This is a genomic window from Streptomyces sp. NPDC005263 (assembly GCF_042872365.1).
In the GTDB taxonomy this organism is placed as follows: Bacteria; Actinomycetota; Actinomycetes; order Streptomycetales; family Streptomycetaceae; genus Streptomyces.
On the sequence record NZ_JBIAKJ010000001.1, the window covers coordinates 444,096 to 467,115 of the forward strand.

General features: G+C 71.8%; 21 protein-coding genes. 14 read left to right on the top strand and 7 right to left on the bottom strand.

The window, feature by feature from the left end:
* Positions 1 to 258 precede the first annotated feature (258 nt).
* From ACFYRY_RS02040 to ACFYRY_RS02055, 4 genes are all read left to right on the top strand, one after another.
* A complete protein-coding gene (locus tag ACFYRY_RS02040; protein ID WP_389139057.1) occupies positions 259 to 1,935 on the top strand; it encodes an FAD-dependent oxidoreductase in 1,677 nt (558 codons plus the stop codon).
* The gene (locus tag ACFYRY_RS02045) at positions 1,932 to 3,392 is read left to right on the top strand and encodes an ATP-binding protein (RefSeq protein WP_389139059.1); all 1,461 of its coding nucleotides are present in this window, start codon (positions 1,932 to 1,934) and stop codon (positions 3,390 to 3,392) included. The genes ACFYRY_RS02040 and ACFYRY_RS02045 overlap by 4 nt, the downstream gene beginning before the upstream one ends.
* On the top strand, positions 3,389 to 3,751 hold the full coding sequence (locus ACFYRY_RS02050) for a UBP-type zinc finger domain-containing protein (RefSeq protein WP_389139061.1): 363 nt from the start codon (positions 3,389 to 3,391) through the stop codon (positions 3,749 to 3,751). The genes ACFYRY_RS02045 and ACFYRY_RS02050 overlap by 4 nt, the downstream gene beginning before the upstream one ends.
* 84 nt (positions 3,752 to 3,835) lie before the next feature.
* Positions 3,836 to 6,808, top strand: a complete 2,973-nt coding sequence (locus tag ACFYRY_RS02055; protein WP_389139063.1) for an AAA family ATPase — start codon at positions 3,836 to 3,838, stop codon at positions 6,806 to 6,808.
* Between the two features lie 42 nt (positions 6,809 to 6,850).
* Here the strand turns inward: ACFYRY_RS02055 and ACFYRY_RS02060 are convergent, their stop codons facing one another.
* Entirely contained in the window at positions 6,851 to 8,077 is a 1,227-nt protein-coding gene (locus ACFYRY_RS02060; protein ID WP_389139065.1) for an SGNH/GDSL hydrolase family protein, read from the bottom strand.
* 275 nt (positions 8,078 to 8,352) lie between these two features.
* On the opposite strand from ACFYRY_RS02060, the gene ACFYRY_RS02065 reads away from it, so the two are divergent.
* The 6 genes from ACFYRY_RS02065 (at position 8,353) to ACFYRY_RS02090 (ending at position 15,043) form a co-directional block, all read left to right on the top strand.
* Positions 8,353 to 9,459 (top strand): tetratricopeptide repeat protein, encoded by a 1,107-nt coding sequence (locus ACFYRY_RS02065; RefSeq protein WP_389139066.1) that lies wholly within the window; start codon positions 8,353 to 8,355, stop codon positions 9,457 to 9,459.
* On the top strand, positions 9,456 to 10,481 hold the full coding sequence (locus ACFYRY_RS02070) for a polyprenyl synthetase family protein (protein WP_389139068.1): 1,026 nt from the start codon (positions 9,456 to 9,458) through the stop codon (positions 10,479 to 10,481). Before ACFYRY_RS02065 ends, ACFYRY_RS02070 begins: the two co-directional genes overlap by 4 nt.
* A 186-nt stretch (positions 10,482 to 10,667) precedes the next feature.
* Positions 10,668 to 12,311, top strand: a complete 1,644-nt coding sequence (locus ACFYRY_RS02075; RefSeq protein WP_389139070.1) for a serine/threonine protein kinase — start codon at positions 10,668 to 10,670, stop codon at positions 12,309 to 12,311.
* Between the two features lie 149 nt (positions 12,312 to 12,460).
* Positions 12,461 to 13,432, top strand: a complete 972-nt coding sequence (locus ACFYRY_RS02080; protein WP_389139072.1) for an LLM class F420-dependent oxidoreductase — start codon at positions 12,461 to 12,463, stop codon at positions 13,430 to 13,432.
* Between the two features lie 91 nt (positions 13,433 to 13,523).
* Complete coding sequence (locus ACFYRY_RS02085) at positions 13,524 to 14,555, top strand: hypothetical protein (RefSeq protein WP_389139074.1); 1,032 nt, start codon at positions 13,524 to 13,526, stop codon at positions 14,553 to 14,555.
* Between the two features lie 62 nt (positions 14,556 to 14,617).
* A complete protein-coding gene (locus tag ACFYRY_RS02090) occupies positions 14,618 to 15,043 on the top strand; it encodes an SsgA family sporulation/cell division regulator (protein WP_389139076.1) in 426 nt (141 codons plus the stop codon).
* Positions 15,044 to 15,244: 201 nt separating this feature from the next.
* Here the strand turns inward: ACFYRY_RS02090 and ACFYRY_RS02095 are convergent, their stop codons facing one another.
* The gene (locus ACFYRY_RS02095) at positions 15,245 to 15,745 is read right to left on the bottom strand and encodes a DUF6328 family protein (protein ID WP_389139078.1); all 501 of its coding nucleotides are present in this window, start codon (positions 15,743 to 15,745) and stop codon (positions 15,245 to 15,247) included.
* Positions 15,746 to 15,889: 144 nt separating this feature from the next.
* Between ACFYRY_RS02095 and ACFYRY_RS02100 the strand changes: the two genes are divergently transcribed.
* The gene (locus ACFYRY_RS02100) at positions 15,890 to 16,309 is read left to right on the top strand and encodes a hypothetical protein (RefSeq protein WP_389139080.1); all 420 of its coding nucleotides are present in this window, start codon (positions 15,890 to 15,892) and stop codon (positions 16,307 to 16,309) included.
* 141 nt (positions 16,310 to 16,450) lie between these two features.
* Complete coding sequence (locus ACFYRY_RS02105; RefSeq protein WP_389139081.1) at positions 16,451 to 16,798, top strand: hypothetical protein; 348 nt, start codon at positions 16,451 to 16,453, stop codon at positions 16,796 to 16,798.
* A 3-nt stretch (positions 16,799 to 16,801) separates the two neighbouring features.
* Here ACFYRY_RS02105 and ACFYRY_RS02110 read toward each other — a convergent pair whose 3' ends face one another.
* A complete protein-coding gene (locus ACFYRY_RS02110; protein ID WP_389139083.1) occupies positions 16,802 to 17,785 on the bottom strand; it encodes an aldo/keto reductase in 984 nt (327 codons plus the stop codon).
* Positions 17,786 to 17,832: 47 nt separating this feature from the next.
* The gene (locus ACFYRY_RS02115; protein WP_389139085.1) at positions 17,833 to 19,071 is read right to left on the bottom strand and encodes an FAD-dependent monooxygenase; all 1,239 of its coding nucleotides are present in this window, start codon (positions 19,069 to 19,071) and stop codon (positions 17,833 to 17,835) included.
* 206 nt (positions 19,072 to 19,277) lie between these two features.
* On the opposite strand from ACFYRY_RS02115, the gene ACFYRY_RS02120 reads away from it, so the two are divergent.
* On the top strand, positions 19,278 to 19,730 hold the full coding sequence (locus ACFYRY_RS02120; protein WP_389139087.1) for an SRPBCC family protein: 453 nt from the start codon (positions 19,278 to 19,280) through the stop codon (positions 19,728 to 19,730).
* A 10-nt stretch (positions 19,731 to 19,740) separates the two neighbouring features.
* Here the strand turns inward: ACFYRY_RS02120 and ACFYRY_RS02125 are convergent, their stop codons facing one another.
* A complete protein-coding gene (locus ACFYRY_RS02125; RefSeq protein WP_389139089.1) occupies positions 19,741 to 20,472 on the bottom strand; it encodes a ribonuclease H in 732 nt (243 codons plus the stop codon).
* Positions 20,473 to 20,503: 31 nt separating this feature from the next.
* Entirely contained in the window at positions 20,504 to 21,304 is an 801-nt protein-coding gene (locus ACFYRY_RS02130; protein WP_389139091.1) for a VOC family protein, read from the bottom strand.
* Positions 21,305 to 21,494: 190 nt separating this feature from the next.
* On the opposite strand from ACFYRY_RS02130, the gene ACFYRY_RS02135 reads away from it, so the two are divergent.
* Positions 21,495 to 22,370: an aminoglycoside phosphotransferase family protein gene (locus ACFYRY_RS02135; protein WP_389141020.1), complete on the top strand. Its 876-nt coding sequence runs from the start codon at positions 21,495 to 21,497 to the stop codon at positions 22,368 to 22,370.
* A 56-nt stretch (positions 22,371 to 22,426) separates the two neighbouring features.
* On the opposite strand, the gene ACFYRY_RS02140 is transcribed toward ACFYRY_RS02135, so the two are convergent.
* Positions 22,427 to 22,909 carry a VOC family protein gene (locus ACFYRY_RS02140; protein WP_389139093.1) on the bottom strand — a complete coding sequence of 161 codons (483 nt, stop codon included), beginning with the start codon at positions 22,907 to 22,909 and terminating at the stop codon, positions 22,427 to 22,429.
* Positions 22,910 to 23,020: the final 111 nt, after the last annotated feature.

Genomic DNA, 23,020 nt, shown 5'->3' on the forward strand with positions numbered 1-23,020 from the left:
CCCTGCGTCTTCTTCACGTGACTGGTTACCCAGTCTTCACCACCGGATCCCGAGGGCGACCAGTTCCGCGTGCCCGGCCCGCAACGCGGCCGGTGGGCCGCCCCTGTTGACTCCCCGCGCCCGGCCCTGTGCCCGGAGCGAACGGCTCCAGGTATCCGGAGCGAACCGGGGCGATCGAACATACGATGGCCTGGAGTCGGCGCGGTGACCACGACGTGGGCCGCCGTGCCGTCGGTCCGACCTCGGGGTGGGAGACGTATGGCACAGGCCGCGGACGCAGCGCGGACCGTCATCTTGACCGTGGACGACGACCCGGGGGTCTCCCGAGCCGTCGCCCGCGACCTGCGGCGACGCTACGGCGAGTCGTACCGGATCGTGCGCGCGGAGTCCGGCGAGTCGGCGCTGGAGGCGCTGCGCGAGCTGAAGCTGCGCGGTGATCTGGTGGCCGTGATCCTCGCGGACTACCGGATGCCGCAGATGAACGGCATCGAGTTCCTGGAGCAGGCCCTGGACGTGTATCCGGGGGCCCGGCGGGTGCTGCTGACCGCGTACGCGGACACCAACGCGGCGATCGACGCGATCAACGTCGTCGACCTCGACCACTATCTGCTCAAGCCCTGGGACCCGCCCGAGGAGAAGCTGTACCCGGTCGTGGACGACCTCCTGGAGTCGTGGCGGCGCAGCGACTTCCGGCCGGTGCCCGCCACCAAGGTGGTCGGCCACCGCTGGTCGGCGCGTTCGTCGGACGTACGGGAGTTCCTCGCACGCAACCAGGTGCCGTACCGCTGGTACTCGGCGGACGAGCCGGAGGGGCGGCGGCTGCTGGCGGCGGCCGGACAGGACGCGCAGCGGCTGCCGCTGGTGATCACCCCCGACGGCACCGTGCTGGTCGAGCCGGAGGCGCCCGAGCTGGCCGCGCGGGTCGGTCTGGCGACGACCCCGGAGGCGGACTTCTACGACCTGGTCGTCATCGGCGGCGGCCCGGCCGGGCTCGGCGCCGCCGTGTACGGGGCCTCTGAAGGGCTGCGGACGGTGCTCGTGGAGCGGTCGGCGACCGGCGGGCAGGCCGGGCAGAGCTCCCGCATCGAGAACTACCTCGGTTTCCCGGACGGCGTGTCGGGGGCGCAGCTCACCGACCGGGCGCGGCGGCAGGCGGCGAAGTTCGGTGCCGAGATCCTCACCGCGCGGCAGGTGACGGGACTGGAGATCAACGGCGCCGCGCGGGTCGTGCGCTTCTCCGACGGCTCGGCCGTCGCCGCGCACAGCGTGATCCTGGCGACCGGTGTGTCGTACCGGCAGCTGGCGGCGCCGGGCACCTCCGACCTGACCGGCTGCGGGGTGTTCTACGGTTCGGCGCTGACCGAGGCGGCCTCCTGCCAGGGCCATGACGTGTACATCGTGGGCGGCGCCAACTCCGCCGGGCAGGCCGCGATGTACCTGGCGCGGGGCGCGAAGTCGGTGACCCTGCTGGTGCGCGGGGCGTCGCTGTCGGCGTCGATGTCGTACTACCTGATCCAGCAGATCGAGGAGTCGCCGAACATCTCGGTGCGCTGCGGGACGGTCGTGGAGGCCGCGCACGGCTCCGGGCGCCTGGAGCAGCTCACGCTGCGCGACGTGGAGAGCGGACGGACCGAACTCGTCGACGCGCAGTGGATGTTCGTGTTCATCGGAGCGGCCCCGCTGACCGACTGGCTGGACGGCGCTGTGCTGCGCGACGAGCGCGGGTTCATCCTGGCCGGTCCCGATCTGACCCCCGACGGGCGGCCACCGGCCGACTGGGAGCTGGACCGGCCCCCGTACCACCTGGAGACCAACATCCCGGGCGTGTTCGTCGCGGGCGACGCCCGAGCCGAGTCCGCGAAGCGGGTCGCGTCCGCCGTCGGAGAGGGAGCCATGGCCGTGATGCTCGTCCACCGGTATCTGGAGCAGTCATGAGTGGGCAGCCGATGCCGTGCAGCCCGCGGGAGGTCGGGTCGCTGTTCCTGTTCGAGAAGCTGTCCCCCGAGCAGCTCGGACAGCTGTGCGCCGAGGGGCGGGTGGAGAAGTTCGAGCCCGGCCCGGTCTTCACCGAGGGCGAGCCCGCCACCTGCTTCTACGTGATGATCGAGGGCACGGTCGTGCTCTCCCGGCGGGTCGGCGGCGACGACGTGGAGGTCACCCGGACCTCCCAGCCCGGGGTCTACTCGGGGGCCATGCAGGCGTACCTGGGTGACCGGGTGCCCCAGGCGTACGTCAACTCGCTGCGGGTCACCGAGCCGACGCGTTTCTTCGTGCTGCCCGCGGACACCTTCGCGGACTTCATGCAGGAGTGGTTCCCGATGGCGGTGCATCTGCTGGAGGGACTGTTCTTCGGGACGAAGAGCACCCAACGGGTCATCGGGCAGCGCGAACGGCTGCTGGCGCTGGGCTCGTTGTCCGCGGGACTCACGCACGAGCTCAACAACCCCGCCGCGGCGGCGGTGCGGGCTACCGCGACGCTGCGGGAACGCGTGGCCAAGATGCGGCACAAGCTCGCCGTCATCTCCCAGGCCTCCTACTCCCCCGCGGCCATGGCGAACCTCATCGACATCCAGGAACGCACCGCCGAACGCGTCGCCAAGGCCCCCACGCTGAGCCCGTTGGAGGCCTCCGACCGGGAGGACACCCTCACGGACTGGCTCGACGACCACGGCATCGCGGACGGCTGGCGGATCGCCCCCACCTTCGTCCAGGCCGGTCTCGACGCCGACTGGCTGGACCAGGTGGCCGCCGCCGTCGACGAGGAGATTCTGCCGAACGCCATCGGGTGGCTCAACTACACCGTCGAGACCGAGCTGTTGATGGACGAGATCAACGACTCCACCAACCGCATCTCCCATCTCGTGGACGCCGCCAAGCAGTACTCGCAGCTGGACCGGGCCCCCTACCAGGTCGCCGACGTGCACGAACTCCTCGACAGCACCCTGCTGATGCTGTCCGGCAAGATCGGTCCGCGGATCAAGGTGGTCAAGGAGTACGACCGCACGGTCCCGAAGGTGCCCGCCTACCCGGCGGAGCTCAACCAGGTATGGACCAACCTGATCGACAACGCGGTCCATGCCGTCAACGGCGCAGGCGGAGAGGGGACGTTGACCGTACGGACGGCCCTCGATCACGACCGGCTGCTGGTGGAGTTCCGCGACACCGGGCCCGGTGTGCCGGCGGAGATCCGCGACCGTATCTTCGACCCGTTCTTCACCACCAAGCCGGTGGGCGAGGGCACCGGTCTCGGCCTGGACATCTCCTGGCGGATCGTCGTCAACAAACACCACGGTTCCCTCCAGGTCGAGTCCGAGCCGGGCGACACCCGCTTCCAGGTCTTGCTGCCGCTCACGGCCGCGGACCCCGACACACCCTCCGAGGAGCCCGTATGACCAGCGACAACCCGATCGACGGCCTCGACCCCGCCGCCCCGCCGAGCGGCGCCGGATGCGTGGAGTGCGACGCGGCCGGCGGCTGGTGGTTCCATCTGCGGCGCTGCGCGCAGTGCGGGCACATCGGCTGCTGCGACTCCTCCCCCGCTCAGCACGCGACCGGCCACTACAAGACCACCGGGCATCCCCTGGTGCAGAGCTTCGAGCCGGGCGAGGGCTGGTACTGGAACTACGCGACGAACGAGCTGTACGAGGCGGGGCCGGAGCTCGCGCCGCCGGCGAGTCATCCGGCGGACCAGCCCACGCCGGGCCCCGCGGGGCGGGTGCCGGCCGACTGGGCCCGGTCGTTGCGGCAGTGACGTCCCGGCCCCGCGCCCTCGCCGTCCGGCGCGGGCGCACTCGGCCCCAGTGGCTCTGTCAGTGCCGCGTGCCAGGATGGATCCGTGCCGACGATCTCAGACACCGCCCCACTCATCGGCCGGGAGGACGAACTCGCCCGTCTCACCGGTGTGCTGGAGCGTGCCCGCGGCGGTGAGGCCCGGGCGGTGCTGATCGCCGGGGACGCGGGCGTGGGCAAGACCCGGATGCTGGACGAGCTCGCCCAACGCGCCGACCGCGCCGGGATGACGGTGCTCACCGGGCACTGCGTGGACCTCGGTGACGTGGGTCTGCCGTATCTGCCGTTCACCGAGGTGCTGGGGCTGCTCGCGGCCGACGAGCGGTTCGCTGACGTTCTCGCCGCGTATCCGGTGGTGGACCGGCTGCTGGGCGGCGGCACGGACACGGCTCGGGACACGGGGGGACGGCTGCGGCTGTTCGAGGGCATCGCGGGACTGCTGGCCGGCGTCTCGGACATCGCCCCGCTGCTGCTCGTCCTGGAGGACCTGCACTGGGCCGACCAGTCCTCCCGGGACCTGCTGCGGTTCCTGCTCAGCCGGGGCATCCTCCAGCGGTCGGCGGGCGGTGCGCCCACCCACCGGCTGGCGGTGTTCGCCTCCTACCGTGCGGACGACCTGCACCGCCGTCACCCGTTGCGTCCGCTGCTGGCGGAGCTGGTGCGGCTGCCCGCCGTGGAGCGGCTGGAGCTGCGGCCCATGACCGATCCCGACGTCGCCCGTCTGGTCCGCGCGTTGTGGTCGAGTCCGCTGCCGGACGCCACGGTCCGGCGGATCGTCGAGCGCGCCGAGGGCAACGCCTTCTACGCGGAGGAACTGCTCGCGGCCACCGACTCGGAGGCCGGGGGCGTTCCCAGCGGCCTCGCGGACGTCCTGCTGATCCGCTTCGAGCAGCTCTCCGACACCGCCCAGCAGGTGCTGCGCACGGCCGCGGTGGCGGGGCGCCGGGTCGAGCACGACCTGCTGCGGGACGCGGTCGGTCTTCCCGAGGACGCGCTGGAGTCAGCCCTGCGGGAGGCGATCGGGCGGCAGCTGCTGGTCCCCGGCCACGGCGACACGTACGCCTTCCGGCACGCCCTGGCCCGCGAGGCGGTCTACGCCGATCTGCTCCCCGGGGAACGGGCCCGGCTGCACGGCGCGTTCGCCCGGCTGCTCAGCGGGCGGGGCCGTCCGGCCGAGAGCGCGGCGGAGCGGGCCCACCACTACCGCGAGAGCCACGACCTGGCCCAGGCGCTGACGGCCTCGTTGGAGGCGGCCGGACACGCGCAGTCGCTCGGCGCGCCCGCCGAGGAACTACGGCACCTCGAAGCCGCCCTGGACCTGTGGTCGGCGGTGGAACCGTCCGCTCGGCCCGCGGGCGAGGGCGCCGACCGGGTGACGCTCACCCTGCGCGCCTCGGCGGCGGCCGCGCACGCCGGCCAGGCGCACCGGGCGGTCTCCCTCACCCGCGCCGCGCTCGCGGGCGTCGGACAGGACGCGGACTCCGAGCTGGCCGCCCGGGTCCGGTACACGCTCGCCGGGAACCTGATCGGCGTCGACAGCCTGACGGCGGCGTTCGAGTACAGCAGCGAGGCGCTCGCCATGATCCCGGCCGAGCCCCCGTCGCGCACCTGGGTGTGGGCGGCGGCCACCCATGTGCTGGCGGCACGCCAGGTCGGGGAGTACGACACGGCGCGGCGGATCGCCCGGCAGGCGCTGAGCGTCGCGGAACGGCTGGACGTGACCGACGCGCGGGCCGATCTGCTGATCTCGCTGGCAGGCCTGGAAGGCGGTGGCCGCCGGACGCCGGAGGGTCGGCAGCGGCTGCGGGAGGCCCGGGATCTCGCGCGCGGCTCGGGCAACGCGCCGGTGGAACTGCGCGCCCTGTTCAATCTGGCCATCGGCTCTTTCGAGTCCGGTGACCTCGACGAGTGCCTGCCGTGGCTCACCGAGGGGCTGGACCGGGCCCGCCGTGCGGGCCTGCTGTCCTCGCCGTATCCGTTGGAGATGCGTTATCTCCGGCTGCTGGTGCTGTACACGCTGGGCCGCTGGGAGGAGTGCGTTCGCGCGGCGGCCGCGGACGCCGAGGTGCTTCCGGCGGCCGGCGAGTACACGGCCGGGCCCGCGCTGTACGTGGCACTGGCACGCGGTGACCGCACGGCCGCCGACCGTGCCGAGGCCCTGTTGGAGGGGCCGTTCGACTGGATGAGCACACTGGTCGCGGGCATCGTGCTGACCGACGCGGCGGCACAACGGGGTGCGCCGGAGGCGGCCGTCGGGCGGATGCGCTCCATCGTGGCGGCTTTCACCGACGTCGCGGGCACACCGCCGTACGTCACGGTGCGGCTGGCCGCCCTCGCCCTGGCCGCGGTCGCCGACCGGGCCGCCACGCTGCGTTCGAGTGGCGACGAGGTCGAGACGCGCCGCTGGACGGACACCGCGACCGAACTGCGCGACCTCGCCCGGCTCTCCTGCGCGCACGGGGAGAACGGCACCCCGCAGGGGCCGGAGGGGCAGGCGTGGCTGGCCCGGGCCGAGGCGGAGTGGGCGCGGGCGGTGTCCGGGCCGGACGCGGCCGCTTGGGAAAGGGCGGTCGCCGCCTTCGAGTTCGGTGACGTGTACGAGCGGGCGCGCTGCCAAGCGCGGTTCGCCGAGGCCCTGTTGACGGACGAGCGGCGCGAGGAGGCGGGCGTGGCGGCCCTGGAGGCGCGGGCGACGGCCGTCCGGCTGGGCGCCACACCTCTGCTGGAGCAGGTGGACGCCCTGATCCGCCGTGGACGTCTGACGCAGGCTCCGGCCGCCCATGCCCGCACCACCATCCTCACCTCCCGCGAGCAGGAGGTACTGCGGCTGCTCGCCCTCGGCCGCAGCAACCGGCAGATCGGCGAGGACCTTTTCATCAGCGCCAAGACGGCGAGCGTCCATGTCTCCAACATCCTCGCCAAGCTGGGCGCGGCGAGCCGCACGGAGGCGGTGGCGGTCGCCTACCGGCAGGGGCTGATCAGTGCGGAGCGGAGCGGATCCGGGCACGGACCGTCCTGAGTGACGGTTACTGACCGTTCCGGGGCCGGGGAACCGGCGGGGTCATGGCTTCGGCTCCGGGTCCCGGTCGGCGCAGTCGAGGCTCCTCAGGTCGACGGCGTCGGCCATCGCCCGCATTCCCCTGTCGTTGGGGTGGATGTGGTCGCCGCCGTCGAAAGCGGGCAGGATCCGTGCGGGGTCACGGGGACTTCGCAGGACGCGGTCGAAGTCGGTGACGGCGTCGAACTCGCCGCTGGTCCTGATGAAGGTGTTGACCTCCTGGCGTACGGCTTCGGCGTCCTGGTCCCATTCGGACCAGCCCTTGAAGGGGCCGACGGTGGCTGCGACGACGCACTTGCCGGCCGCGTGCGCACGCTTGACGAGCTTCTGGTAGCCGCCGGTCAGGTCCTCGGTGGTGACGCCGGTGTGGGCCTTGAGGTCGTTGACGCCCTCGAAGAGGAACACGGTCCGGACGCCGGGCTGGGCCAGCACGTCCCGGTCGAGTCGGTTGAGTGCGCTCTGTCCGGACCCGTCCGCGAGGACCTTGTTGCCCGCGATGCCCTCGTTGGCGACGCCCTTGATGCCGGTGTCCGCGCGTTCCAGTCGGCGGGCGAGGTAGTCGGGCCAGCGGCGGTTCAGGTCGGCGGTCGAATGCCAGCCGTCCGTGATGGAGTCGCCGAGGGCCACGACGGCTCGGGTCCCACGGCTCGCCCGCACGGAGACCGCGTCGAGGTAGAACCGGGAGCCGGTGCGCTTCACCCAGGAGGCGCCGCTCTCCTCGGCGGTGTGGTCGCCCGAGGTGACGTACGACGTCTGCATGCCCAACCAGTGGCCGGTCACCGGGCCGGCCGCGTCGGGTGTGTGGATACTGACCGCCAGGTCGCTCGCGGCGGGCAGGTTGCCGGGCAGCGGATCGCTGAGCACGGTCTGTCCGGCGGGGACGGTGACGGAGCGCGCCCCGCCGAAGGTCAGCCGGCGGTTGCTGCCGGGTACCAGTTCGGCGCCCGTCCTGCGCAGACCGGCGTAGACGCTGTCGAACGTCACGGGCCGGTCCCCGAAGGCGTTGGAGAGCCGGATCCGGGCGTCGTGGCCCGCGACGCTGGTGTGCACCACGAGCCGGTAGCCGCGGTCGGCCACCGCCTCGCCGACCCGGTAGGCGCTCGCACCCCAGGTGATCACGCCGGCCGGGGGGCGGATCACCCCGGCTCGCAGGGACGTGGACTGGCAGGCACTGGCGAACAGCAGCGCCGCGGCCACCGAGCCCAGCTTCGCGGTGAACCGGGCGGTCATCGTGCGAGGTCCTCCAAGGTGACGGGCTCTTCGGGCTGCGGACGGACGGTGTGGACCCTACCCGCGTACGCCGCCGAGCCCCAAGGCCGGGCCATCACAGTCGGCCGCACTGATGTGATCTACGCCGCACAGGCAACCCCGGCGACCACCCCGCCGTCTTGATCGACAACAGATGACGCCGCGGCCCAATAAACCGGGGCAGGATCCCAGCGCGCTATACACCCCATGTATACATCATGTGTAGACATGACGGGCATGGCGACCGAGAGGCAGGCATGTACGGCAAGGCATTCGCCCCGGAGTACCAGGGCGCCCTCACCACCCTGTCAGTGAACTCCTCGCTGACCGAGGTACTGGCCGCAGGTACCGAACAGTTACGGGCCGCGGAGCGGGCGGGGCAGCACGGGGAGGCCGCGCGCTGCGGGCTCGCGGTCGCCGAGGCACACCGACGGCTCGGCCGGATCGGGGAGGCCGACCGGGCCTGGAAGGCGAGCTACCGCGCGGCCCGTGAGGCCGGGGACACCGCGGCGATGGCCTGGGCGCTGTGGAGCGGCGGCACCCTGGCCCGGCAGCGCGGCGCGTTCGCCCTGGCCCGACGTCTGCTGGAGCTGGCGGCCGAACTCGGCGAACGCGGCGGTGACATCGTCGTCCGCGGCTACTCGCTGGCGGGACTCGCCGAGACCGGACGCATCCAGGGCGACTACGAGGCGGTGGGCCGGCTGCACGAGCAGTTGCTGGCCGAGGCCCGGCGGCGGGGCGAGGCCCGGCACACGGTGTGGGCGCTGGAGGGCATCGCGCAGATCCACCGCAACACCGGCTCCCTCGACACGGCGTACGCCCTGTTCGAGGAGGCGGCCGAGATAGCCGCACGCGCCGACGACCGGCGCGGACACGCCTGGGCGCTGCGCGGGCTCGCCGACGTGGTCTCCGTGCGCGACGGGGACACGGAGCGCGCGCTCGGCCTGCTGTCCGAGGCGGAGGAGACCTGCCGCGCGATGAAGCTGTCCAGCGCGCTGGCCTACAACCACAAGATGCGCGGCAACGTCCTGTACCGCGCCGGGCGTCACGCGGAGGCCCGGGACTGCTACGAGCAGGCGCTCGCGGAGTTCCGTGACATGAGCGAGCCGCGCGGCACCGCGCTGGCGCGGCTCGGTCTGGCCAAGTCCCGGGCCCGCCTTGGCCGCGACCGCGCCGAGACCGCCGCCGAACTGTCCGACCTGGCCGGCACCCTGGAGCGGCTCGGGCTGCGGCACGCCAAGGAGATGGTGGCGCGGGCGCAGCAGGAGTTCGGCATCCTGACGGACCCACCGGAGCACTCGCCGGCGGTGTCACACGGACAGCCGCGGGAAGCCTTCGGCGCACCGGCACAGGCCGTACGGTGACGGCGCTGACGTCGGCGGTCGCCGCCCCCGAAGTCCTGGACCGTTGCCGGGGCTTGGTGCGGCCCGCGCTCCAGGAGGCGGTCGGGCGACTGCACCCGTGGGTGGGCGAGATGGCCGGCTACGCGTTCGGCTGGTGCGAGGTCGGAGGCGAGCCCACCCGGTCCACCGGCGGCAAGGGGGTGCGCCAGGCGCTGGCCGTGCTCGGGGCCGAGGCCGTCGGCGCGCCCGGACGGGCCGCGGTCCCCGCGGCGGTCGCGGTGGAACTGGTGCACACCTTCTCCCTGTTGCACGACGACATCATGGACGGCGACGCGGCCCGGCGACGCCGGCCGACCGTGTGGAAGGCGTACGGCACGGGCCCGGCGGTTCTCGCGGGTGACGCGCTCTTCGCGCTGGCCGTCGAGACCCTGGCCGGCGCGTCGGCGGGCCCGGAGGCGCTGCGTCTGCTGTCCGTGGCGCTGGGCGACCTGGTGCGCGGCCAGGCCGACGATCTGCTGCTCGCCGCGCGTCCCTGGGCGGGGCCGCGCCGTGTGCGGACGGTCGAGTACCGCACGACGGCCGAGCACAAGACCGGTGCCCTGCTGGGCTGCGCGGCCGGGCTGGGGGCCCTGCTCGGCGGCGCGCCGCCCGCCGTGGTCACCGCGCTCGACCGGGCCGGACGGCATCTGGGGGTCGCGTTCCAGATCGTCGACGACGTGCTGGGCATCTGGGGCGACCCCGCCGTCACCGGCAAGCCCGTGCACGGCGACCTCCGGGAGCGGAAGAAGACGTTCCCGGTCCTGGCCGCGCTCGACTCCCCGTCCCCCGCGGCCGGTCGGCTGGCCGCCCTGCTGGAATCCGACGCGGAGCCCGCGCGGGCCGCCGCGCTGATCGAGGAGGCGGGTGGCAGGTCGGCCGCACTGACCGAGGCCCGGCGGCACATCGCCGCCGTGGAGGCGCTGTTGGCCGAGACGCCCCTGGAACCGGCGGCCGGGGACGATCTGCGGTCCCTGCTGGACTTCCTGGTGCGACGCGACCTCTGAGAGCGGGCCGCCGCCGACCCGGCCGTGTCGACCCCGTTCAGCGACCGTGCGGTTCCCCTGACCTGTCATACAGCGGTTGAACAAAAGGGAAGCAATGCACTTCAGTCGCGAATTCATTGAACGCACCCCGTCGTACCCCTCGTACCTCTGTGAAAGGTGAGAGCCAGGGGTTCAGCGAGGGATGACATGGTCAAGGCGCACGTGTCCACACACGAGTTGGTCGCCGGAAGGTACCGGCTCCTGGAGGTCGTCCACCGCGAAACCAACCGGATCTGCTGGTACGGCGAGGACCTCGGGGCCGGGCGGCCCCGTCTCCTCACCCAGATCGGGCTGCCGGCCGACCTGGACGGGGACAGTGCGCGCCGGGCCACCGCCCGCGTCATCCGGATGGCCGAGACCATGGGCCGGGTGTGTCCGGGCCAGGTCGCGGAGGTGGTCGACGCCGTCGTGGAGTACGGCAACCTGTGGGTCGTCACCGAATGGATCGACGGTGTGCCGCTGACGGAACTCATCACCCAGCAGGGCGCGTTCAACTTCGCCCGGGCGGCGCGCATCGGCCTGGAGGTGCTCGACGTGCTGGAGGCCGCCCACGGTGAGGGCATCACCCACGGCGAGCTCAGTCCCGGCCAGGTGTTCGTGGGAGACCAGGGTGCCGTCGTCCTCACCGGCTTCGGGCTGACCGGCGCGACCCTGGCCCCCCGGATCACCGCACCGTCGTACGCCTCGCCCGAGCAGGCCCGCGACGAACGCATCGGGCCGGCCGCCGACCTGTGGGCGCTCGGGGCGATGCTGTACACGATGCTCGAGGGCCGGCCGCCGTTCCGCGACCGGGACCGGCCGGAGTCCACCTTGCGCGGGGTGGACCGGCTTCCGCTGCGCAGCCCCGTGCACGCCGGACCGCTCGCCCAGACCGTGCAGGGGCTGCTGCGCAAGAACTCCCGGGAACGGCTGACCCGCCAGGTGGTTCGCGAGGCTCTCACCCGGGTCCTGAACGAGGAACCGCAGGACGCCCTGCGGGCGCTCCCCAAGCCCCGTCGGCGCGGCCTCTACCAGACGGGCCCGGTGTGGAGTCGCCGGACCATGGTCGCCGGGACCGCCCTGGCCGTCGTGACGGTGTCCGTCGCGGTCCTCGCCGTGACCCGCCAACTGCCGGGCACCGACTCCGGCTCCGGCAGCGCGGCGTCCCGGCCGCCCGCCTCGACCCCGGCCACCGAGGGACAGACCTCCCTGCCGCCCAGTTCACCGGCACCCACCACTGAGACGTCCACCGCTCCGACACCCACCACGCCGACACCCACCGTCACACCGACGCGCAAGCCGCCCCCGTCCCCGTCCCCTTCTCCTTCTGGCAACGCGCTCCCCGCCGGATTCAGCGTGTACCGGTCACCGGAGGGCTTCTCCGTGGCTCTTCCGGCGGGCTGGAAGGCGCTGAACACCTCGCGCCAGGGCGACCTCTCGTATCGCGTGACCTTCGGAAAGGACGACGACCCGCGCACGCTCGCCGTCACCTACAGCGAACGAGTGGGCCCGGACCCCGTCGCGGTCTGGCGCGACGACGTCCAACCGCGTCTGGAGCAGGCGGACATCGGCTTCCGGCGGATCGGCGAGATCCGCGCCACGACCTACCAGGGGCGTAAGGCCGCCGACATGGAATGGCTCGCCGACGACCCCCACGGCACCCAGACGCGCACGTTCGGCCGCGGTTTCCTCATCGGCGAGAGCCGCAGCTTCTCCCTGCGCTGGACCACACCGGCCGCCGACTGGAACGACTCCGCGAACCGACAGGCTCTGGACGCCTTCCTGAAAACGTTCCGGCCGACCTCGGACTGAGCCGAGCCGCGCGGCGCCCACATCGAGCGCAGCCGCGCCGGTTGCAGCGGCTGGGTGCGCCGGCGCGCCGTGAAGCCGGTCGGGCGCCGTGACCCGAGGGGGCGGCGATCGGCCCGTTTTCCCTGCCGCTGACCGGGGACCCGGCCGTTATGGTGCAAATCGGCTACACGATGATGACCGAACAAGCCGGCCCCCGTGACCTGGTCGACCACCTGGTCCGGGCCGAGGAGGCGGGTTTCGACTTCTCGGTGACGTCGGACCACTACTTCCCGTGGCTGCGTACGCAGGGTCACTCGCCGTACGCGTGGAGTGTGCTGGGGGCCGCCGCCCAGGCGACGTCCCGCATTCCGCTGATGACGTACGTGACGTGTCCGAGCTTCCGCTACCACCCCGCGGTGGTGGCGCAGAAGGCGGCGACGATGCAGCTGCTGTCTCAGGGCCGGTTCCGGCTGGGGCTGGGCTCCGGGGAGAATCTCAACGAGCACGTGGTGGGCGGCGGTTGGCCGTCGGTCGACGTACGGCACGAGATGCTGGAAGAGGCGGTGGAGATCATCCGCGAGCTCTTCGAGGGCCGCCACGTGAACCGTCGCGGTACGCACTTCGACGTCGAGTCGGCCCGTCTGTGGGACCTGCCGGACCAGCCGCCGCCGATCGGCCTCGCCGTCTCCGGTGAGCAGTCCTGCTCCCTCGCGGGCCGGCTGGCCGACCTGGTGATCGCCACCGAGCCCAAGGCGGGCCTCCTGGACGCCTTCGACCGGCACGGCGGCCAGGGCAAGCCGCGGGTGGGCCAGCTGCCGGTGTGCTACGACCCGGACCGGGACGCGGCCGTCAAGCGTGCCCACTCCCAGTTCCGCTGGTTCGGCAACGGCTGGAAGGTCAACTCCGAGCTTCCGCACCCGGATTCCTTCGAGTCGGCCACCCAGTTCGTCACGCCCGACGACGTCGCCGCCTCGATCCCGTGCGGCGACGACCCGGAGGACTTCGTCGAGGCGGTACGGCCGTACGCCGAGGCCGGGTTCACCGAGATCGCCCTGGTGCAGATCGGCGGCGAGTCCCAGCCCGCGTACCTGGACTGGTCGGCGAAGACGCTGCTGCCCGCGCTGCACGACGCACTGGGCTGACGGCACGGGGGCTGCCCGGGCGCCGGCGGGAGTGCAATAGGCTTCCGCCCGCACCAGCGCAGTTCGACCAGCCTGCCCAGGAGAGTCACCCGTGACACTGTCGATCGTCCCGTCCGAGACGTCCCCCGTGCCCCTGTCCGACCTCGTGGCGCGGGACGCGCGCGAGTTCGGCGTCTACGCGCGCACCGGAGGATGGGCCTTCGGCCTGATGGTGGCGCGCAGCGTGCGGCCCGGCGGCCAGGGCGCGGACGAGACACCGAAGGTGTCGGCGAAGGAGTTCGCCGAACTGGCCGGCTGCTCGCCCGAACGTGTCATGCGCTACTACAAGGCGTGGGACCGGGCCGCCGACGACGGCCTGGTCCCGCAGTTCGAGGCGCTGACGCCCGGCCAGGAGGTGGAACTGCCGGACGCCGACGTGTGGCTCGGCTACTACGTCTCCCGCAACAGCGCCACCTCCGAGCGGGGCACCGCCATCACGGAGGCGGCCGAGGCCGAGGGCATCCGGCCGACCAAGGCGCTGGAGGTCGCCGAGAACCCGACCGCGCTGCGCGCCGCGATCCTCGCCGACCCCTCCACCGCCCGGGCGGCCCGCCAGGCCCTGCTGGACCGGGTCCGTGAAGACCCCGAACTGCAGGCCGAGTGGGCCCGGGACGTGGTGCGCACCGACGACCTGAAGAAGGCCGTCGCCAGTGAGAGCAGGTCCGCCGACCGGATCGGATACGTCCGCCAGATCGCCGAGTCGGGCCAGGTCAAGACCCCCGCGGGCCAGACCATCGACGCGCCCGTCGACGTCCGTCAGGAGGCGGAACGGCACCTGTCCCTGCTCGACGAGCTGGAGGAGGACGAGGACACCGGCGAGTGGGCCTCCGAGGCCTACGACACGATGAAGTCGCTCGTCGTCGAGGCGGTGGAGTCCGATCCCGAACTGCGCGTCCAGGAACGGCGGACGAAGTTCTACAGCAGCCTCCAGCGGGCCACCAAGGTCTTCGAGGAGCTGACCTTCGACGACGCCCAGGATTTCTACGAGGACGACATGGTCCAACAGCTGGAGGAACTCCAGCGCGCCATCGCCTCCTGCATCACCTCGCTGCGCGGAGCGCGAGCAAATCACCCGGAGAGCTGAGCATCTTGCGCCCGACGGGGGTACTAGAGGTCTCTATGACTGTTCTCCCCGGAGGCCTTCTCGTGAACTCGTTCGTCCACAAGACGCTCGTCGTGCAGCTCCAGGCGGGCGCCGCCGAGCGCTGCCCGGTGCTCGCCCACCTCAGCTACGACGCGGCGGACCCGTCCGCCGTCACCGCGGTGTTCAGTCACGACGGCCGGGTGCTCGCGCGGTGGCGGCTGGACCGGGAGATGCTCACCGAGGGCCTGCGCAGGCGGGTCGGGGTCGGTGACGTGCGGATGCGGCCGTCCTCGACCGGCATGTGGGAGGAGTTGTGCGTCGAGTTCCTCGGCGACGCCCGCCCCGACGGCGGCCGTCAGCGCGCCGTGGTGTTCGCGTGGGCTCCGGCGGTGGCGGCCTTCCTGCGGGACACCCGGGCGGCCGTGCCGCCGGGCCGGGAGCAGGTCCGGATCGACGACTTCCTCCAGGACGTTCTCGCCGACGGCTGACGCGGGGTGCCGGTGAGTTGCCGGGCCGCTCTCGCCGGAGCGGGCGGCAGCGGTGATCGGTGGCCAGGCGGCTGACGCCTTCCTGGCCACCCGGGGCGGCCTCCGGGCACCCGGTGGGACACGTTCCGCGCTCCGCGTGGGCCCGATGACCGGTGTCCCGCACTCGGCCCCCGCACGACCGTCAGCCCGACGCCCCCGGCGTCACTTCGTCGTGTGGCGCTGCCGGACCAGCAGCGGCACGAAGAACCAGCACAGCAGGTACCAGGCGAGCACCGCGGCGACCAGCCACGGCACGAAGTCGTCGTGGGTCGCCACCCTCAGGACCAGCAGCAGCGCCGACGTCATGGTGGCGAGCAGCAGCACCAGGCCGACGAAGGTCAGCCGGGAGGCCCACTCCACCGACTGCGGCTTGACCCGCCGGCCGGACACCAGGCGGTGCAGGGACACCGGACCGATCAGCGCGCCGGTGGCGCAGGCGCCCAGCACGACCGTCACGATGTAGATGTTCTTGTCCGTGCCGGCCAGGTTCGCGTACTTCGGTGTGAACACGACGGTCAGCAGGAAACCGAACAGGATCTGTACGCCCGTCTGGGCGACCCGCACCTCCTGGATGAGCTCTCCCCACTTGCGGTCGGCTCTCTCCTCCTCCGTCTCGTTGCGCCCCGTGTGGTCCGTGTCCGCGTCTTTCCCGGTGGCCGACAAGTTTCCTCCCCTGCTTGATCGAACTTCGCTTCGTTCTTGTGCACCGAGTTCCCTCTTTTACGCCTTCTTGACCAGTCGGGACGGCGACCAAAAGGCGGCCCCACGAACGTGTTTGCGACGGAGGTGAACGGCAAACCGGTTCCCATGACGGAATCGGACAAGGAAACGAACAAGAAGACAACCACCGCCACCACCAAGGCGCGGCAGACCGCGAACCAGGCGACGGCCCCGGCGACACAGACCGCACGGGCAGCCGCCAGGAAGACCGACGAGGCGGCCTCGGCCGCGAAGGCGGGCGCGCAGCGGGCGGCCGACGCGACCAGCACGGCCGCGCAGACCGCGGCCAGGGGCGTGGAGACGGGACGGCAGGCGATCGTCTCGGCCTCGGGACAGGTGGCCGCCGGCGCGAAGACCGCGTGGACGGTCATCAGCAACCGCAAGCTGGTCGCCGCGGGCGTGGGCGCCGGTCTGACCGCGCTGGGTGCCGCGTCCTTCGCGGCGGGCCGCCGTTCCGAGCGCCTGACTCACGGTCCGGTCACCCGCCTGACCGGCGGCCGCTTCTGAGCGGTGGACAACCGCCGTCCGGGCGACTGTTTCAGCGATCACCGGACGGTTACACGGACCGCGGGACGGATGGCGTGACGGCTCAGGCCGTCACGCCACCGGCCTGTCCGACGCCGAACCATCCGAGGAGTCCCGTTGACCATGTCCGACACCGAGCTCACCGTCACACTCAGCGGCGGCAGCACCGCCGACGCGCGGGCGGTCGTGCGGGCCCTGGAGCCCGCCTTCGGCTCCGCGCGGGAACTGCCCGCCGACCAGAACGCCACGGTCCACACGGCCACCTTCGACAGCAGTGCGGCGGATGGGCCGGCCGCCGCGGCGCAGGGCACCGCCGATCCCCTGTCCGCGCCGGTCACCGTCACCGTGCAGGGCACGCCGCAGGCCGTGGAGAAGGCGAGCAGCACGCTGGCCCGGACCTTCGCCACGCACGATCAGGGATCGGCCTCGGGCGACCAGGAGCGGGAGAGGCAGCTGATCCTGGAGCCCTGAGCCCTACCAGCGGGCTTCCACCTGCTCCTTGATCCGCCGGTCGTAGAGGTCGCTGATCGCGGTCAGCGTCGCCTCGGACAGCTCCGGCAGCTTGGCGGCCCTCGCGTTGGCGCGGGCCTGCTCCGGCGAGCGGGCGCCGGGGATCACGCTGGTCACCCCCGGCTGCTGGATGATCCAGCGCAGCGCCAGCTGGGCCGGGGTGTATCCCTCCGGGGCGAGCGCCGCGAACTCGGCGGCGGCCTCGACGCCGGTCGTGTAGTCCACGCCGGAGAAGGTCTCCCCCACGTCGAAGGCCTCGCCGTGCCGGTTGTACGTGCGGTGGTCGTTGTCGGGGAACACCGTGTCCTTGGTGTACTTGCCCGACAGCAGGCCCGAGGCCAGCGGAACCCGGGCGATGACGCCGACGCCGGCCTCCCGGGCCGCGGGGAGCACCTCGCGCAGCGTCTTCATGCGGAACGGGTTCAGTATGATCTGCACGCTCGCCACACCCGGCCGCGCGATGGCCCTCAGGGCTTCCGCGCAGGTCTCCACGCTGACGCCGTAGGCGGCGACGCGCTCCTCCTCGACCAGGGTGTCGAGGGCGTCGAAGACCTCGTCGCTGGAGTAGACGGGCGTCGGCGGGCAGTGCAGCTGCACCAGGTCGATACGGTCGACCCCGAGGTTGCGGCGTGAACGGTCGTTCCAGGCACGGAAGTTGTCAAGGACGTAGTTCTCCGGGAGCTGCTCGGCACGGCGGCCCATCTTGGTCGCGACCAGCACGTGCAGATCGGGACGGCCGCCGAGGAAGGCGGCGATGGTCTGCTCGCTGCGTCCGTCGCCGTACACGTCGGCCGTGTCGAAGAAGGTCACCCCCGACTCGGCCGCCGCCTCCAGCACCGCCACGGCTTCCTTGTCGTCGACATCCCCCCAGTCGGCGCCGAGTTGCCAGGTCCCGAGACCGACAACGGATGCGTGCTGCTGCGACCTGTCGAATGTGCGCTCGTCCATGGCGTCAGTGTGTCATCCGCCACGAGGGCCCCGGGAACGAGACGGGGTCACTTGCGGGAGGCCAGCGCCCGCGCGTGCACGGTCCGTGCCACCTTCGGGCCGAGCCAGCGTTTGAACCGGCGCAAGCTCTCCAGCTGCCCGACCGCCTTGTCCATCCGGTAGTACAGCTGGGGCGGGACGTACGGCAGCAGGGGCGAGTGGCGCTGGCCGAGCAGGGCGAACATCTGGTCCGGGGGCAGCTGGATGTAGCGGGGCAGGTTCTCGTACCACTGGGCGCTGTAGCGGGCCGCGCTCTGGATGGAGAGGAGGGCCTGCTTGCGTTCCCGCTCGTAGTGGGCGAGAGCCTGCGGGAGGGCGGTGTGCTGGTGGAGCGCTCCGGCCAGGGCGATGGCGTCCTCCAGGGCGAGGGTGGTTCCGGCGCCGATGGAGTAGTGCGTGGTGTGGGCCGCGTCGCCGAGCAGGACGAGGTTGCCGTGGTGCCAGGTCTTGTTGGTGAGGGTGCGGAAGTTCAGCCACTGGGCGCGGCCCTGTCCCGAGGAGCGGCCGATCAGGGCGTGCCCGTCGAGCACGTCGGCGAAGAGCTTCTCGAGGAGGGCGAGTCCGTCGGCCTCGTCGGCCCGGTCCAGTCCGAGTCCGGCGCGGGTCTCGGGGGCGCATTCGACGACGCAGGTGCTGCGCTCGGGGCTGAAGGGGTAGCCGTAGCACCAGATCCAGCCGTGGTCGGTCTCGACGAAGGCGAAGGTGAAGGCGTCGAAGACCTTGGTGGTGCCGAGCCAGATGTAGTGGTTGCGGCCGGCCCTGTTCTCCTCGCCGAAGCGGTGGGTGTGCCCGGTGCGCAGTGCGCTGCGTACACCGTCCGCCGCCACCACCAGGTCGGCGTCGGGGAGGTTGCGGTCCGTCACCTCGTGCTCGTGCTCCAGCCGCACGCCGAGGGACCGGGCTCGCCCGGCGAGGATCTCCAGCAGTCGGTGCCGGCCGATGCCGAAGCCTTCGTCACCCGGGTGTCGCGTGACGATGTCCCGGACATGGGCGACGCCGTGGTTCCAGCGCACCGAGTGTTCCTCCACGGCACGGGCCGACTCGGGGTCGTGCGCGTGCAGCTTGTCGAGCAGTCCGCGCCAGTAGGTCACACCCCAGCCGTAGGTCGATCCCTCCGGGTCCCGTTCGTGGACGGTGATGTCGTGGGAGGGATCCCGTCGCTTCAGCAGGATCGACAGATACAGCCCGGCGGGCCCGCCACCGACACAGGCGACCTTCACGCGCACCCCTGGTTCACTCGGTTCCATCGACTGGTTCCATCGAGGTGATCACTCAAGGTGAGTGATCAGCAACGCAGGGTAGCAGGAGGGGGTGTGCCTGGCGTGGGCTCGCGCATCGCGCCGCCCGCTCGGACACCGTCGACATCGACCGACGATCTCCGGTTCGCGGTTTACCGCGCAGGTCACGGGTACTCGCGCCGGACCATCCGACGAGACGAAGGAGGCGATCACCTGTGTCGCAGGTCGAGGAATCCATCGAGGTCGGTGTCCCCGTGCACACCGCCTACAACCAGTGGACCCAGTTCGAGTCGTTCCCCGAGTTCATGAACGGGGTGGAGCGCATCGAGCAGCGCACGGACACGCTCACGCACTGGGTGACCAGTGTGAACGGGGTGCACCGGGAGTTCGACGCGGAGATCACGGAGCAGATCCCGGACGAGCGGGTCGCCTGGACCACGGTCGGCGGCGAGGCGAAGCAGGCGGGTGCGGTGACGTTCCACCGGCTCGACGAGCAGCACACCAAGGTGATGCTGCAGATGGACTTCCACCCCGACAGCGTCACCGAGAAGGTCGGTGACAAGCTCGGGTTCGTGAAGCGGCAGACCAAGGGCGACCTGGAACGCTTCAAGAAGTTCATCGAGGAGCGCGGTCAGGAGACCGGGGGGTGGCGCGGCGCGGTCGTGTGACCGCCGCGCGCTATCCGGCGGCGGCCGTACGGCACTCCGGATGGCCCCAGCCCTGATCGTTCTTGGCGATGGGTTCCCCGGCCGCGTACGGGCGTCCGCAGACGCAGCGGCCGGGGAACTTCGCCTTGATGGTCCGCGCGGAGCCGCCCCCGCTCCGGCCGGACGTCTTGGTACCGGCCTTGCTTCCCGCCTTGGCCCCGCCCGAACGGGTCCGCGGGGCGCGGGTCGCGGGCGTGTCCGGTGCGGCCGGCGGCTCGGGCGAACCGAGGCCGCTGCCCGCGGGCTCCTGCACGATCGCGGCCTGGCTCGCGGCGCGGTCGGCGAAGTCGTTGAGCCGGTCCCCGTCGACCTGGTGGGCGGGCACGTAACGGAACTCGACCGAGCGGCCGTCGAGCAGTTCGTCGATGCGCACGACCAGTTCCTGGTTGGCGACCGGTTTACCCGCGGACGTCTTCCAGCCATTGCGCTTCCAGCCGGGCAGCCAGGTGGTGACGGCCTTCATCGCGTACTGGGAGTCCATCCGGACCTCCAGTGGCACATCGGGGTCGGTCGACGCCAACAGCCGTTCCAAGGCGGTGAGTTCGGCCACGTTGTTGGTGGCCTTGCCGAGCGGGCCCGCCTCCCACCGGGTCGGAGTCTCCGACTCGTCGGCGACGACCCAGGCCCAGGCCGCCGGCCCGGGGTTTCCCTTCGAAGCCCCGTCACACGCGGCCACCACACGTTCACGCATGCGTCCGATCATGCCATGGCCGCGCGGGACGTTCGGACACACCTCAGGAGACGTCCGCGACCTGCGGCATCTCCCCCGCCGTCGTCGTCACATCGATCACCGAGAAGCTCGCGCCCTGCGGGTCGCTGATGGCGGCGAAACGCCCGAACGGGGTGTCCATGGGCCCGAAGCGCAGCACGCCACCGAGCTTGGTGGCCCGGGCGACGGCCTCGTCGCAGTTGTCGACGGTGAAGTACACATTGATGTACGGCGGCACCTCGGGCGGGAACTCCTCCCCCATCTTCATCCGGCCGAGCACCATGTCGCCGCCCACCTGGAACATACGGAAGTCGACCGCGTCGTCCTGCATCTGCTTGACGGTGTACGGGAAGACGGCCGGGAAGAACGGGTCCGACTTCTCCGGCTCACGGGTGAAGACCTCGGCCCAGCAGTACGCGCCGGCCTGCTGGGGCGGCGCCTCGAAGCCCTCGTGGGTCCCCGCCTGCCACACCCCGAAGACGACGCCGCTGGGGTCGCGGGCCAGGCACATCGTGCCGAAGTCGCCCACCTGCATCGGCTCCATCAGCACCTCGCCGCCGTTCTCACGGATCTTGCCGGCGGTGGCCGAGGCATCCGGGGACGCGAGATACAGGCACCACTGCGACTGCCCCTCCTGGCCCGGCATCGGCGGTACGACGGCGGCGACCGCCTTCCCGTCGACGTAGGCCTGCGTGTAGTTGCCGTACTCCGACGACGCGTCGCCGAAGGTCCAGCCGAGGACGTCACCGTAGAAGCGCTTCGCTCCCTCGACGTCGTTGAACATCGCATCGGCCCAACAGGGGGTTCCCTCAGGTTGTACGGCCATTTCTGCGGCCCTCTCCCGATCGGTGAATGGTCCGGTTTCTCACGCTATCCATCCACCCGCCCTGCCGCGCGCCGAACGGGTGACCGGGACACATCGGGCCGCCGGCGGCCCGCCACGTCCCCGCCCCGGCAAAACCCTTCGACGCGAAGGCCGTCGGTCCGCTGGGATGGGCCGGGTGTGTGCCATGAAGATGCGTGAAGGCGAAGTCGACATCGACGTCGCGCTGGTGCGGCGACTGATCGCCGAGCAGTTTCCCCGGTGGGCGGGGCTGCCCGTGGAGCGCCTGGAGTCCTCGGGGACCGAGAACGCCGTGTTCCGGCTCGGTACGGATCTGGTCGTACGGCTCCCCCGGCACCCCGGTGCGGTCGGGGACGTGCGGCACGAGCAGCGCTGGCTGCCGGTGCTCGGCCCGCGGCTGCCCTTCGCCACGCCCGAGCCGCTCGCCCTGGGCGGCCCCGGCGCCGGGTTCCCGTGGCCCTGGTCCGTGTACCGCTGGCTGCGGGGCGGCAACCCGGTCGTGGGCGCCCTGACGGAGCCTGATCTGCTCGCCAAGGACCTCGCGGCGTTCATCGGTGCCCTGCGCCGGATCGATCCCGACGGCGGCCCGCCCGGCTGTCGGGGTGGCCCGCTGGCCGGCCGGGACGAGGCGATGCGCGCGGCGCTGGACCAGCTGGAGGGCAGGGTGGACACCGCCGCGGTGACGGCCCGGTGGCAGGAGGCACTGCGCGCCCCGGAGTACGCCGGGCCGCCGGTCTGGGCACATGGCGATCTCATGTCCGGCAATCTGCTGGTCACGGGCGGACGGCTGACCGGCGTGATTGATTTCGCCACCGTGGGTGTGGGTGATCCGGCCGTCGATCTGATCACGGCGTGGTGCCTGCTGCCCGCCGCGGTCCGCGGCTTGTTCCGTGAGGCGGTGGGCGTGGACGAGGCGGAATGGGCGCGCGCTCGGGGCTGGGCGCTGTCGGTCGCGGTCATCGCGCTGCCGTTCTACTGGCACACCAATCCGCCGGTGGCTCAGAACTCACGGCATGTGATCGGGGAGATCCTCGCCGAGGCGGAATGACCGGGTGCGGCCACGACGCCCGTCGTGGACCGTGGCCGCTCGCCCGGACAGTCATGTCACTCGCCCGCGTAGGCCCGCTCCAGGGCGGCGATGTCGAATTTGCTCATCGCCATGAAGGCCTTGGTCGTACGGGACGCCTTCTCCGGGTCCGGGTCGCTGATCATGTCGATCAGGTGCTCGGGGACGACCTGCCAGGACAGGCCGTACTTGTCCTTGAGCCAGCCGCAGGGGCCGGGCTCGCCGCCGGCCTCGGTGAGCTTGGTCCAGTAGTAGTCGATCTCCTCCTGGTTCGCGCAGAAGATCTGGAAGGAGACCGACTCGTTGAATGTGAACTGCGGGCCGCCGTTCAGCGCGACGAACTTCTGGCCGTTCGCCGTGAACTCCACGGCCAGCACGGAGCCGACCGGGCCCGCTCCGCCCTCGACGTTGCGGCCGACACGTCCGATGCTGGAGTTCTTGAAGATCGACACGTAGTAGTGGGCGGCTTCCTCGGCCTGGCCGTCGAACCAGAGGCACGTGGTGAATCCGTCGGTGGTCATGAGTCCTCCTGGGCGTGTGGAACACGGTCACCTGTGTCGACCGATCCTCGCCCCGGAACTCATCGGTCGCGCGGGAGAACAATCCAGGTGGCTGTTACACCGTTCGCGCCT